The sequence below is a fragment of the Flavobacterium frigidimaris genome (genome assembly GCF_002217275.1).
Lineage (GTDB): Bacteria > Bacteroidota > Bacteroidia > Flavobacteriales > Flavobacteriaceae > Flavobacterium > Flavobacterium aquidurense.
Genome location: NZ_MUGV01000018.1, coordinates 22,249 through 36,414 on the forward strand (window position 1 = coordinate 22,249; position 14,166 = coordinate 36,414).

Below are 14,166 nucleotides of genomic sequence, written 5' to 3' on the forward strand. Positions count from 1 at the left end.
TTTTTGAGGTTTGCGCTTTTTTTGTTTTTTATTGAAATTGTCTTGCCAAATTCGCGAGACCTCCCCAAAGTGAATTGCTTTTTTCGCGTGTTCTTTGCAAATATTAATATTTTATAATTTTAAAAGAAATAAAATGCAACATTATTTGACTTCATATTCATTATGTCCGCCACCAAGCCACTCGCCATCTATTAGCCATATCTCATAAAAAAAGAACCACTTACTTATCCAAGGAATAATTGTTGAAACTATAAACTTTTCTTTAGTCCATTCATTCTTACTAGGCGAGTAAAGACAAAGTCTTTGATCTTTTGAAGAATAAACATGAGGCAATTTGGTTCTATTTTTTGCAATAGCCAAATTTTCTGACAATACATAAACCTTCACACCAGTAAATTTATCATAGGTTAATTTTACATCATAAAATTGGCTTAGTGTAGTTGGTTGAATTTTAAATTTAATCTCAAACGAATTTCCTTTCTCCTTAACAACTTCAATATTAGGAAACATTTCTTTTATTTTTAATAATTGAGCAGATGAACTAAAACCATTCCTAGTTTTTGTTTGCTCTCTTTTATGATAGTGGTTATTCATTTACTCCTTCAAAATTATTTTTTTTCATATTTATCCCTACAGAGCCTATTGCACCTGAAACAACATTAACTTTCAAGCTATTTGTCTCACTTAAATTTCTTATTTTTAAACCATAGGTATTGAATGTTTTTTTTATTAATTCATCTCCAAATGGCACTTGCATTGATTCGTTAATTCTTTGTAATCCATAGCCAGATTGTGAAGTCATATTTTCAACATCATCTTTGACTTTTTTTAGCCATTCATAAAAATTTTCTTCTCTTTTTGGAAACTCATTCCATTTGTCTGCAAAATTTTCTTCTTTATTAACGGGGTTTTCAATATATTTCTCTCTCTTTTCAGTAATTGGATTATAATCCTTAATGAAATATTCCATATTATTTATAACATTTATTAGTGCTTCAATAATATTCGTTTCTTTATTATATGCTTTAGATACTAATGTTGTAATTATAACTGAAATAGGTTTATCTATTTTATCTTTTCTATCTCTATACATTATATCTCTATGTCTCTTCAATATTTGGACAACTCTTTGTAAAGGGAATCTGTTTTTTTGAAAACTTGGGACTGGACGAACAGCTTCATTAATAGAAAACATTTTATTCGTTTGAATTGTCGCTCTGCTAAAAAACCATTTTGCGTAGCCTAACGGATTACTCTTTAACCATTCTTTTGGAATTGTTGAAGTATAATAGTTTTTACTTTCCTTGTCGGTTATACTTAAACAAAGTTTACTAACATCGCTTTCATCAAACATTCTTTTATATGATTCATTCAAGATAGTTTCATAACCTTCACTTATAATAGCAGGCAAAATATCCATGTGATATCTTTCTTTTATATTTTCGGAATCTTTTCTATATTTTAAGGTCCAACATCTTCTACCTTCTTCATCTAATAAATCATCCAATCCTTTATGGGATTTCAATTGATTCCCAACTATTTCTTTTAAATTAAATTGTGTCCAAGAATCTTTCTTTTTACTTAACTCGCAAACCAAATCAATATCTAAGTCATCATCTTCACAAATAGGTTGAATAATTGTTCCCAGAATAAATGAGCCTTGAGGTCTAATTAGCGGATTATAAGCCTTCAGTTCAGAATCTTCTTTCGATAGCCAGTTACCAACATTTTGATAGCTAGATATTGCTGCATTATATTGCGTTTCTGTAATATCCAGGTTTTCTCCTAAAGTTTCTAGTATTTCGCTAAAATCATTTTTTTGTTGTTCAGTTAACATATTTTTATCTGTTTTATATTTTTATCTTATTTCAATTGCTTTAGAAAAACCAGCATTTGCTGTGTTTTCATCATAAATAATTATTGGCATATCTGCTTTTGGCATCCAATATCTACCTAGTTCAATTGCTATCGAAATTGGCATTGCAGGAAAAATATGTAACGGAACTTTTGAACCATGCATTTTTTTAATATTGTTAAATACTTCTCTAATTTTTATAGTAAAATCTTCAAGTTGATTTCTATTGAATAAAAAACTGTTAATTGGATTATCAATTGTTAAAGTATAAATACTACAATTATTCCCTAAAACAGAAATGATTCTATCATTATTAATTGTCGCACTTAATGAAATATTTAAAGCAACATGATCAACTTTATCCGTTTCATTTATTAATAATTTATACTCCGTTTGAATACTGATATTTGAAAAACTCCATGAGCCTGAATTTCTATCATATTGCTTAACACTTGTTGCTATTTTATCACCTATTAACGTTCCAAGTTTTATTAATAGTGGCATTGGCGCAAATGCAAATAAAGAAATATGACGAATAGTCTTGTCATTAATCAAGGGCAATAAATCTCGATCAAAATGGTTTTGTAAATTTTCTAATTCTACATTCCAAAAGTTTTCATCTTTATCCCTAAAATAGCTTCCCGAAAAACTCAAATCAATTGCCCTGTTCTGAGCCGGGTAATTTGTTGGTAAAAGAAATTCTCTAACAGATTCATATGTAACTATAGGAGAATGTTGTCCTATATTTGCTTTATAAATTACAATATGACTATTCATATCAGGTTTTATAGAAGAAAGCAATTCAATTCTTTCTTCATGTATTCTTTTCATGTCAATTAAAACTGAAGCGGGATAGTCTTTTTCCCCTACACCTTTTTCATCTATCCTGCGATGGCATCCATCACACAAAAGCATTAAATTACTTATATCAATTTCTAATTTTGGAGATAAGATATTGTCATACCTTTCACTACCCTCTGCATATCCATATATATGGGCTATATATGCTGAATTATTATCTGTTTTTTTTATTTTATCAATGTTTAAAACTTCAGGACAATTTTCAAACTGACATTTGCCTGCTGATTTACTCCATAATACAATTTTAACTTTTGTGGGAATCGCAGGTCTTTTTTTACTTTTTACATCATCGTATGAATTTACTTTTTCATTTTTTTTCTCTATCATAAAAAATTACACATTTTAGGTTAATTGATTTCAAATGTATTTATAATAATTTTCTTAGTAATATTCTACTCTGCAACTAACCTATAAATCTGTTAAATTGCCTTTTTTTTGTTAAAAAAGCTGAGTAAATTCTAAAACCCAAAAAAGCTTTTAGAATTCCTACTCGTTTCCTCCGACACTTTATCTAAAGTAATTCCTTTAAACTGTGCAATTGTTTCGGCAACATGCGGCAAAAAAGAAGATTCGCAACGACGCTCGTTGTATTTCTTTAAAAGGCTGTTGGGGAAACGGCGCATCGGTTTCGATCATTATTTAATTATGCTTTCAAACCAAAAAATCAGCCCCCAATCGTTGTTTAAATCGATCGATAGGTTTCAAATCGACATTGGTATCTCCGTTGAGAATATCAAAAGGATCGTCTAAACCGCTAATTAATAAATACAAATAGCAAAACAAAAATGTAATGGCAGACGTTACCAAATAATCGGCTGAAGGCTTTTGAATTTGGTAATGAGTAAAAACACTTGGTGTTAAACCAAGAAAGCACACCTTGTGGGAGACGCGCTGCTGTGCGCCTCTACCCTGAAAACTGAGAACGCGACTGAAAACTAAACTTAATTTTCACGCATCCATTTTTTTGCCTTTTCGACAATTTCTTGTTCTATATTGTCTAGGCTAATATTTTTGCAATACCAATTGACCTGGCCATCTGCCAAATCATCCCAAAGATATTGAAGAGCAGACAATTCGGCTATATCTTTGTCTATCTCAAAATCGAAAGAAAAATGCAACGTTCTTTTCAGATTACTTCTCACATCCTCCTGTTTCGTAACTTTATTTAGAAAATATCTTATATGACATTTTTGTGACTCCTCTTTATTTTTTGCTGTTAGATTCAATTCTGCCAAAACAGCTTCCAGATACGGTTGCACTTCGTCAGAATCAATTGGTTTGTAGAAACAAGCCAGATTATAAATAGCTTCACTTTCATAACTCGAATTGATCAGTTCGATTGCCCAATCTTCAAGTAGATCTACATTGCGGTATTTGTAATAATAAAAAGTCAGTATGTAATCCGTTAGTATTTCAAAGTCTCTGTTTATTGTTTCCATGTTGTTTTGTTTTCTTGTCACTAAGGCGCTACCACGCCAAGTTTTATTTTTTTTTTGTGTTTTTAATCTCTCAAAGTCGCAGAGCCGCAAAGTTTTTTAACCAGTACTAAAACTTAGTATCTCAGTACCATAGAAACTCAGCATCTTAAAAGATCAAAAATCTCCATAATAAACCTGAAAGCAAGGCAATTTCAGATCCTTTCGCCAGGTATCTACCACTTGGTTTCTGTCGTCTAAAACAAATTCGATAAAGTATTTCCCTTTAATCGAATCGTTGTAGATTTCTGTTTTTATGATCGAATCTTTTCGGTAGTCTTTCGCTTTCCGCATAAGCAATGCATCGAATGTTATTTCATGTTTTTCAAGGAAACGCAATGTAGGTTCTTTGTAGACATGCTCTCTTCCGGAAACCAACAGTATTTTGTATCCCAGCGTTTTATAATTCTTTAAAAGATTCGCCACCGGATAATGTAGAAAATCATTATCGCATTTGCTCGCATTAAAAGGATTTCTTCCGTTCATTAAAGCCAATGTTCCGTCAAGATCGCAGATGATGGCTTTTGGCAAATCTGGATTTTGTTCGCAGTAAACTGGCTCGTCTCTAAAAAACTTATTTTTAGCCGTGGATTTATTGTTTATATTTTCACTTCCCATAATACTGCTTTTTTTGATGATACAAAGGTTTTATTTTACTACGCAATTATTTTGCGCAGTAAAAAAGAATGGTTATTTTTGAGAAAAAACTACATGAATCTTAAAGATAAATATAACGAATTGCTCACCAACACTGGTTTTGCAGCAAATGAGATTCATCACAATTGGCTTGATTTAGAAAAGGCTTATTCCAAAAAATCAAGGCATTATCATAATCTGACGCATCTACAAGATATGATTAGCGAATATGAAACCTATTTTGATCAGCTTCAATTTCCGAATGAAGTTTTGTATTCGATCTTTTATCACGATTACATTTATATAAGCAGTAAAAAAGACAACGAACTGAAAAGTGCTGAATATGCGATTAAGATTCTTCCGAAGGAAACTAATTTGAATTCGAAATTGGTTTTTGATATGATTTGCGCGACACAATTGCATCAGCATAATGAAGTCGAAGATATTAACTGGCTGATTGATTTTGATTTGAAAATACTCGCCAGAGATTGGGACGATTATAAAATCTATTTTGAACAAATTAGAAAAGAATACCGCATTTATCCTGATTTTCTATATAAACCCGGAAGAGCGAAAGCGTTGCAACATTTTCTGGAGAATGAGTTTATTTTTCAGACGGATGAATTCAGGAAATTATACGAAAAGAAGGCCAGAGCTAATATTGAAAAGGAAATAAAATTATTAAGTTAAGGTTGGGAATGTTTGAATCTCGCAATCCCGATAGCTATCGGGAGCAGAGTCGCAAAGTTTTGTTTCACGCAGATTTTACAGATTTAAGCAGATTAAGCAGATTTTTTTAATCCTTTTAATCTTTTAATCTGTGGCTATAAAAAATTTGACGCAAAATTTTTCTCTCGCAGATTTAGCAGATTTAGCAGATTTTTTTAGAATTCTTTAATTGATTATTAAAGCTCCAGCGGAGCGATATTTAGGCTGTAAATACATTACAAAATATGTCACCCCGATGGGGTTTATGAAAACGTGTTTTATTATTTCTAGAAACATGCTGTCCCCCTGGGAATTAATATTGTGACGGTAAATAATATTGTAATAATAGAAATGTCCTTATGGAACAAGAAGCGTGAGGGATAGAGGCGATATCCTTTTGTGAAGTGGAACGGAACAAAAGATAAAGCCGAAAGCCCGACCCGGAGGGACACGCCCAAAAACTGAAAATAATTATACGTAATTGAAATACTGGAAATTTGAATCTCGCAATCCCCGATAGCTATCGGGAGCAAAGTCGCAAAGTTTTTTATAGCCACAGATTAAAGGATTAAAATGATTAAAAAAAATCTGCAAAATCTGCTTAAATCTGCAAAATCTGCGTGAAACAAAACCTTTGAACCTTAGCGCCTTCGCGGTAAAACCTAAAACTATGTCACAAAACAAAAATGCCTTAATACGCTACAAAACGATTGACAAATGTCTGCAGAATAAATACCGGCAATGGACTTTGGAAGATTTAATCGAATGTTGTTCTGAAGCTTTGTTTGAATATGAGGGTCGGGAAAACCCGATTAGCAAACGAACGATTCAGATGGATATTCAGCTGATGCGAAGCGAAAAACTGGGTTATAATGCGCCAATTGTTGTTTATGATAAAAAATATTATAAATATGAAGACGACGAATTTTCGATAACGGATATTCCGCTAACGGAAACGGATATGAATGTTTTGACCGAAACGGTTTCGATGCTGAAACAGTTTAAGGATTTCTCTTTGTTTAGCGATGTCTCGGATATTCTACAGCGTTTGGAGGATAAAATCTATGCGGAGAAATCGCATACGAAACCCGTTATTTATCTGGATAAAAACGAAAAGCTGAAAGGTTTGCATTTTTTAGACGAGATTTATCAGGCGATTATTAAGAAGGTTGTTCTTGTGATTACGTACAAATCTTTTAAATCGCGAGAAGAAACCAAATTCAACTTTCATCCTTTTATATTGAAGGAATTTAATAACCGTTGGTTTTTGGTGGGAAAAAAGAAAGCTTCGCAACCGATTACCAATTTAGCTTTGGACAGAATCCTGGCGATCGACTACGATTTTAACCTTCCTTATATAGAAGAAGATTTTGATGCCGATTTGTTTTATAAAAATGTAATTGGCGTTACGGTAAATACAGGCTTACAGCCCAAGCGAATCGAACTTTGGATTGATGCTGTAAATGCGCCGTATGTAGTGACGAAACCTTTGCACTCTTCACAGCGATTGATTAAAGAAAATGAAGACGGAAGTATTATTGTGCATTTGTTTATTTCTCCGAATTATGAAATGGAACGTATTTTATTGGGTTTTGGAGACGGAATCGAAATTCTGAGACCCGAAAACCTGCGAACCCGAATGAAAAAAATACTGCAAAAGGCACTTTCTAAATACGAATTGAATAATAATACTGCATTATAAACAAGAATTTTTACATTATACGGAATTTAAATCCGTTATAAAGTCATAAAACAATTTTTACCGCACTTAATTTGTTAAAATATCAAAAAAGAATAGTATATTTCAATTAAAATAAAACCATAAAACACTGAAAACCAGAACAAAAAATTTATTAACCAAAAATTTATGAAAAAATAATATGCACGCATAGTATTTTTTGATTATATTTGAAATCGATATAGTTACCTATGAAAGACAAAACAATAGATTATATTTTGAGAGCGACATGGCAAGCTGTTTCAAGAATGTATAACGAAGAAGCTGCAAAATACGATGCCACAATGGCTACCGGGTTTGCGCTTTTGAGTATCGACAAGGAAGAAGGTACGCCTTCGACTTCCTTGGGACCAAGAATGGGAATGGAAGCCACCAGCCTGACCAGAACATTAAAATCAATGGAAGACAAAGGTTTGATTGTTCGCAAAAAAAATCCATCTGACGGACGCGGTGTTTTGATCTACCTGACCGAATTTGGAAAAGAAAAAAGAGATTTATCTAAGAATACCGTTCTGAAATTTAATGAAACGATTAGAAAACATGTATCAGACGAAAAACTGAAACATTTTATCGAAGTTTCTGAAATTATCAACGAATTGATTCAGGACAAAAACATATTTACGCAAACAGAAAATAAAGAAAAGGAATAAGCAGATTCGTATTACTGGAGACGGCTTATTTCAATTCAAATAAAAAAAATAAATATTAACGACTTATTATGAAACGCACAATTAAAAAAGTTGCTGTAATTGGATCCGGAATTATGGGTTCAGGAATAGCTTGTCATTTTGCCAACATTGGTGTTGAAGTTTTACTGCTTGACATCGTACCACGCGAGTTGACAGAAGCTGAAGCTAAAAAAGGATTAACACTTGAAAGTAAAGCAGTTCGCAACCGTGTAGTAAACGAGCACTTGGCGAATTCATTAAAATCGAAACCGTCTCCTATTTACAGTCAAAAATTTGCTAGTCGAATCACGACTGGAAATACGACTGATGATATGGCAAAAATTGCCAATGTTGACTGGATTATTGAAGTTGTTGTAGAGCGTTTGGATATCAAAAAATTGGTTTTTGAACAAATCGAGAAATTCCGCAAGCCGGGAACTTTGGTTACTTCAAACACTTCTGGTATTCCAATTCATTTTATGAGCGAAGGAAGAAGCGAAGATTTTCAACAACACTTCTGCGGAACTCACTTTTTTAACCCTGCGCGTTACTTAAAATTATTTGAAATTATTCCTGGTCCAAAAACTTCAACTGAAGTATTGGATTTCTTAAACGAATACGGTTCTAAATTCTTAGGAAAAACTTCGGTTGTGGCTAAAGATACTCCGGCGTTTATTGGAAATAGAATTGGTATTTACGGTATTCAGAGTTTATTCCACCTGGTAAAAGAAATGGGATTAACGATTGAAGAGGTTGATAAATTGACTGGTCCGGTAATTGGTCGTCCAAAATCGGCTACTTTCCGTACGGTTGACGTTGTTGGTTTGGATACTTTGGTACACGTTGCCAACGGTATCTACGAAAACTGCCCGAACGACGAACAACACGAATTGTTTAAACTTCCTGATTTCGTCAATAAAATGATGGAAAATAAATGGTTAGGAAGCAAAACAGGTCAAGGGTTTTATAAAAAAGTAGATAAAGATATTTTGTCTTTAGACTTAGATACATTAGAATACCGCGCTGCTAAAAAAGCAAGTTTTGCTACACTAGAATTAACAAAAACTATTGATAAGCCAATTGATCGTTTTAAAGTTTTGGTAAAAGGAAAAGACAAAGCAGGTGAATTCTACCGTAAGAGTTTCTCTGGAATGTTTGCTTATGTGTCAAACAGAATTCCTGAAATCTCAGACGAATTATACAAAATTGATGATGCGATGAAAGCTGGTTTTGGATGGGAAAATGGTCCATTCGAAATTTGGGACGCGATTGGTGTTGCCAACGGAATCGAAATCATGAAAGCAGAAGGTTTAGAGCCAGCTGCGTGGGTTACTGAGATGTTAGCTTCCGGAAGCGAAAGTTTCTATTCTGTAAAAGAAGGAGCAACTTATTTCTATAACATTCCAACAAAATCACAAGTAAAAGTTCCTGGACAAGATTCATTCATTATCCTAAACAACATTCGCGAAAGCAAAAAAGTTTGGAGCAATAGCGGTGCAATCATTCAGGATCTAGGAGACGGAATCCTGAACTTAGAATTCCAATCTAAAATGAATACTATTGGTGGCGATGTACTTCAGGCTATCAATAAAGCAATCGACTTATCTGAAAAAGAATACCAAGGTTTGGTTATTGGTAACCAGGCAGCGAATTTCTCTGTTGGAGCTAATATCGGAATGATTTTCATGATGGCAGTTGAGCAGGAATATGACGAATTGAACATGGCAATCAAAATGTTCCAGGACACTATGATGCGCGTTCGTTACTCTTCTATTCCAGTTGTAGTTGCCCCTCACGGAATGACTTTTGGTGGTGGATGCGAAATGAGCTTACACGCTGATAAAGTGGTTGCTGCTGCAGAAACGTATATGGGATTAGTTGAATTTGGTGTTGGTGTACTTCCTGGTGGTGGTGGATCTAAAGAAATGGCTTTGAGAGCTTCAGATTTATTCCGCAAAAATGATGTGGAATTGAACGTTCTTCAAGAGTATTTCTTAACAATCGCTATGGCAAAAGTATCGACTTCTGGTTATGAAGCTTTTGACACAGGACTTCTTCAACATGGTAAAGATGTTATCGTGGTAAACAAAGATCGTCAGATTGCTGAAGCTAAGAAACATGCTTTATTAATGGCAGAAGCGGGTTATACACAACCAATCAGAAGAACTGATGTTAAGGTTTTAGGTAAACAGGCATTAGGAATGTTCTTAGTTGGAACAGACCAAATGGAAGCTGGAAAATACATTTCTGAGCACGATAAAAAAATCGCTAACAAACTGGCTTATGTAATGGCCGGAGGTGATTTATCTGAAGCAACTTTAGTATCTGAACAATATTTATTAGATATCGAACGTGAAGCTTTCTTATCTCTTTGTACAGAGCGTAAGACTTTAGAGAGAATTCAGTATATGTTAACTAAAGGAAAACCACTTCGTAATTAGAAAATAGAGCAAAGATGCAAGAAGCAAGACTCCAAACTGGTTTTTGTCTTTTCTCTTGCTTCTTGTCTCTTGCCTCTTCTAAAATCTTAAAAAATAAAACAAATGAAAACAGCATATATAGTAAAAGCTTACCGTACTGCGGTAGGAAAAGCACCAAAAGGGGTTTTTAGATTTAAAAGACCTGACGAATTAGCAGCAGAAACTATTCAGTTTATGATGGATGAACTGCCTGATTTCGACAAAAAACGTATCGACGACGTTATGGTAGGAAATGCCATGCCGGAAGCAGAACAAGGACTTAACGTTGGACGTTTGATCTCTTTAATGGGATTAAAAGTAGAAGACGTTCCTGGTGTAACGGTTAACCGTTATTGCGCATCCGGATTAGAAACTATCGGAATGGCAACTGCTAAAATCCAATCAGGAATGGCAGATTGTATTATCGCTGGTGGAGCCGAAAGTATGAGTTTTATTCCGATGGGAGGTTACAAACCAACTCCGGATTATAAAGTTGCCGCTGCAGGTCACGAAGATTACTACTGGGGAATGGGTTTAACTGCTGAAGCGGTTGCCAACCAATACAAAATCTCAAGAGAAGATCAGGATGAGTTTGCTTACAACTCTCATATGAAAGCTTTGAAAGCACAAGCTGAAGGGAAATTCGACAAACAAATCGTTCCGATTACTGTTGAGCAGACTTTCATCAATGAAAATGGAAAAAAAGAAACTAAATCATACGTTGTAAAACAAGACGAAGGTCCAAGAGCCGGAACATCAGTTGCTGCTTTAGCTGGATTGAGACCCGTTTTTGCTGCCGACGGAAGCGTTACAGCAGGTAACTCATCACAAATGAGTGATGGTGCTGCTTTTGTTTTAATCATGAGTGAGGACATGGTTAAAGAATTAAACCTTGAGCCAATTGCCAGATTAGTAAATTTTGCTTCATCTGGCGTTGAGCCAAGAATTATGGGTATTGGTCCTGTAAAAGCTATTCCGAAAGCCTTAAAACAAGCTGGTTTAGAATTGAAAGATATTGACTTGGTTGAATTAAACGAAGCTTTTGCTTCTCAGTCTTTGGCTGTAATTCGCGAGTTAGGTTTAAACCCTGATATCGTAAACGTAAACGGTGGAGCGATCGCTTTAGGCCACCCTCTGGGATGTACTGGTGCTAAACTTTCTGTTCAGTTATTTGATGAGATGAAACGCAGAGGTAGTAAATACGGAATTGTTTCTATGTGTGTGGGGACTGGACAAGGGAGTGCTGGGATTTACGAGGTACTGTAAAGAGACGAAAGAGCAAAGAAGCAAGAGGAAAGATGTTTTTTTGAGAAGGAAGAAGTAAGAATCAAGATTTTTTAAAAAGTAATAAAAAACCTACTTTTATTAATCTTAGTTTCTTAACTTGACTCAAAAAAAATGAGACACAATTTTAAGAATTTGAAAATTTGGATTTTAGCAATGAATATTACAAATGATATTTATAAACTGACTTCAACTTTTCCAAAATCTGAAACTTACAGCTTATCTAGTCAAATGAATCGATGCTCCGTTTCAATGCCATCAAATATTGCAGAAGGTTCAAATAGAGGAAATAAACATTTTCAGCATTATTTGAATATTAGTTTAGGATCTTCATTTGAATTACAAACACAATTATTGATAGCATGTCAGAATGACTATTTATCAATAGAAAAAACGGAAGAAATAGAAAACAAAATAATTGAATTTCAAAAGATGACCACTGGTTTCATAAGTAAGTTAGACAAAAATCTTTCTTCTTGATTCTTTCATCTTTTATCTAAACAAAAACAAAATGGCAGATACAATCGAAAAAAACGTAACCCGTGGTGGTCAGTTTTTAGTTAAGGAAACAAAGTGCGAAGATGTCTTTACACCAGAAGATTTCTCAGAAGAGCAGTTAATGATGCGTGACTCTGTAAAAGAGTTCGTTGACAAAGAATTATGGGCGCATAAAGATCGTTTTGAGAAAAAAGATTACGCTTATACAGAATCATCTATGCGTAAAGCTGGTGAACTAGGACTTCTTGGAGTTGCGGTTCCTGAAGAATATGGCGGATTAGGAATGGGATTTGTATCTACAATGTTAGTTTGCGATTACATTTCTGGTGCTACAGGATCTTTCTCAACTGCTTTTGGTGCGCATACAGGAATTGGAACTATGCCAATTACACTTTATGGTACTGAAGAACAAAAGAAAAAATACGTTCCTAAATTGGCTTCTGGAGAATGGTTTGGAGCTTATTGCTTAACGGAACCAGGTGCAGGATCTGATGCTAACTCAGGAAAAACAAAAGCTGTTTTATCTGAAGATGGAAAATACTACTCAATCACTGGACAAAAAATGTGGATTTCGAATGCAGGTTTCTGTAGCGTTTTCATCGTTTTTGCTAGAATTGGAGATGATAAAAACATTACAGGTTTCATCGTAGAAAACGATCCGTCAAACGGGATTTCTATGAATGAAGAAGAGCATAAATTAGGAATTCGTGCTTCTTCTACGCGTCAGGTTTTCTTCAACGATACAAAAGTTCCTGTTGAAAACATGTTGTCTGAAAGAGGAAACGGTTTCAAAATTGCCATGAATGCTTTAAACGTTGGACGTATTAAATTGGCTGCTGCTTGTTTAGATGCACAACGTAGAGTTACTTCAAATGCAGTAAAATATGCTAATGAAAGAATTCAGTTCAACACTGCAATTTCATCTTTTGGAGCTATACGTTCTAAATTAGCTGAAATGGCAACTAATGCATACGCTGGAGAAAGTGCTTCTTACCGTGCTGCAAAAGATATCGAAGACAGAATTGCTGCTCGTGAAGCTGAAGGAACTTCTCACCAGGAAGCGGAATTGAAAGGTGTTGAAGAATATGCTATCGAATGTTCAATCTTAAAAGTAGCAGTTTCTGAAGACGTACAATCTTGTGCTGATGAAGGAATTCAGATTTTTGGTGGAATGGGATTCTCTGAAGACACTCCAATGGAAAGTGCCTGGAGAGATGCTCGTATTGCCAGAATTTACGAAGGAACAAACGAAATCAACAGAATGCTTTCTGTAGGTATGTTGATCAAAAAAGCAATGAAAGGACACGTTGATTTATTAGGACCTGCAATGAAGGTTTCTGAAGAATTAATGGGAATTCCATCTTTTGATACGCCTGATTTCTCTGAATTATTTGCTGAAGAAAAAGGAATTATCGCTAACCTTAAAAAAGTATTCTTAATGGTTGCTGGTAGCGCTGTTCAAAAATATGGTCCGGATTTAGATTCACACCAACAATTATTGATGGCTGCTTCTGATATCTTAATCGAGGTTTACATGGCTGAAAGTACTATTTTAAGAACGGAGAAATTAGCCAAAAATCAAGGTGAAGCTAAAGTACAAGAGCAAATTGCTATGGCAAAATTATACTTATACAAAGCAGTAGATATCGTTAACTCTAGAGGAAAAGAAGGAATTATTTCTTTTGCTGAAGGTGACGAACAACGTATGATGTTAATGGGATTAAAACGTTTCACAAAATATACAAACAATCCAAATGTTGTGGCATTGAGAGAAACAATTACTTCTAAGTTAGTTGCAGAAAACGAATACTGCTTCTAATACAAAAATAGTTTTTAGCTTTTAATTTGTTTAAACCCGCACAAGTCCGAAACTGTGCGGGTTTATTTTTTTGTTTTTTTTTTCATCAAATAAGTGATATAAGTTCATTTAATGTAGAGGCGCATAGCAGTGGGGTTAAACTAAAGTTCATATAAAATAGTTTTG

The 14,166-nt window shown here is 34.2% G+C and carries 12 protein-coding genes; 7 read left to right on the plus strand and 5 right to left on the minus strand.

Going from position 1 to position 14,166, the window contains the following annotated elements:
- Nucleotides 1-141: 141 nt before the first annotated feature.
- The 5 genes from B0A65_RS10695 to B0A65_RS10725 form a co-directional block, all read right to left on the minus strand.
- Complete coding sequence (locus B0A65_RS10695) at nucleotides 142-594, minus strand: hypothetical protein (RefSeq protein WP_074658734.1); 453 nt, start codon at nucleotides 592-594, stop codon at nucleotides 142-144.
- Entirely contained in the window at nucleotides 587-1,837 is a 1,251-nt protein-coding gene (locus B0A65_RS10700; protein ID WP_074658735.1) for a nucleotidyltransferase domain-containing protein, read from the minus strand. The genes B0A65_RS10695 and B0A65_RS10700 overlap by 8 nt, the downstream gene beginning before the upstream one ends.
- A 21-nt stretch (nucleotides 1,838-1,858) precedes the next feature.
- Entirely contained in the window at nucleotides 1,859-3,043 is a 1,185-nt protein-coding gene (locus B0A65_RS10705; protein ID WP_083370405.1) for an SAVED domain-containing protein, read from the minus strand.
- Nucleotides 3,044-3,657: 614 nt separating this feature from the next.
- Complete coding sequence (locus tag B0A65_RS10720; RefSeq protein ID WP_074658738.1) at nucleotides 3,658-4,155, minus strand: hypothetical protein; 498 nt, start codon at nucleotides 4,153-4,155, stop codon at nucleotides 3,658-3,660.
- Nucleotides 4,156-4,308: 153 nt separating this feature from the next.
- Complete coding sequence (locus B0A65_RS10725; RefSeq protein WP_074658740.1) at nucleotides 4,309-4,809, minus strand: phosphatase domain-containing protein; 501 nt, start codon at nucleotides 4,807-4,809, stop codon at nucleotides 4,309-4,311.
- A gap of 93 nt (nucleotides 4,810-4,902) precedes the next feature.
- Here B0A65_RS10725 and B0A65_RS10730 point away from each other — a divergent pair, with 93 nt between their 5' ends.
- The 7 genes from B0A65_RS10730 to B0A65_RS10760 all read left to right on the plus strand — a co-directional run bounded on the left by B0A65_RS10730 (nucleotide 4,903) and on the right by B0A65_RS10760 (nucleotide 14,001).
- The gene (locus tag B0A65_RS10730; RefSeq protein WP_074658741.1) at nucleotides 4,903-5,517 is read left to right on the plus strand and encodes an HD domain-containing protein; all 615 of its coding nucleotides are present in this window, start codon (nucleotides 4,903-4,905) and stop codon (nucleotides 5,515-5,517) included.
- 688 nt (nucleotides 5,518-6,205) lie between these two features.
- A complete protein-coding gene (locus B0A65_RS10735; RefSeq protein ID WP_074658743.1) occupies nucleotides 6,206-7,237 on the plus strand; it encodes a helix-turn-helix transcriptional regulator in 1,032 nt (343 codons plus the stop codon).
- A gap of 227 nt (nucleotides 7,238-7,464) precedes the next feature.
- Nucleotides 7,465-7,923 carry a MarR family winged helix-turn-helix transcriptional regulator gene (locus B0A65_RS10740; protein WP_074658744.1) on the plus strand — a complete coding sequence of 153 codons (459 nt, stop codon included), beginning with the start codon at nucleotides 7,465-7,467 and terminating at the stop codon, nucleotides 7,921-7,923.
- Nucleotides 7,924-7,991: 68 nt separating this feature from the next.
- Nucleotides 7,992-10,382, plus strand: a complete 2,391-nt coding sequence (locus B0A65_RS10745) for a 3-hydroxyacyl-CoA dehydrogenase/enoyl-CoA hydratase family protein (protein ID WP_074658746.1) — start codon at nucleotides 7,992-7,994, stop codon at nucleotides 10,380-10,382.
- Between the two features lie 102 nt (nucleotides 10,383-10,484).
- Nucleotides 10,485-11,666, plus strand: coding sequence for a thiolase family protein (locus B0A65_RS10750; RefSeq protein WP_026984655.1), 1,182 nt, complete (start codon nucleotides 10,485-10,487; stop codon nucleotides 11,664-11,666).
- Between the two features lie 132 nt (nucleotides 11,667-11,798).
- Nucleotides 11,799-12,164 carry a four helix bundle protein gene (locus B0A65_RS10755; RefSeq protein WP_074658747.1) on the plus strand — a complete coding sequence of 122 codons (366 nt, stop codon included), beginning with the start codon at nucleotides 11,799-11,801 and terminating at the stop codon, nucleotides 12,162-12,164.
- A 31-nt stretch (nucleotides 12,165-12,195) separates the two neighbouring features.
- A complete protein-coding gene (locus tag B0A65_RS10760) occupies nucleotides 12,196-14,001 on the plus strand; it encodes an acyl-CoA dehydrogenase family protein (protein WP_074658749.1) in 1,806 nt (601 codons plus the stop codon).
- Nucleotides 14,002-14,166 lie beyond the last annotated feature (165 nt).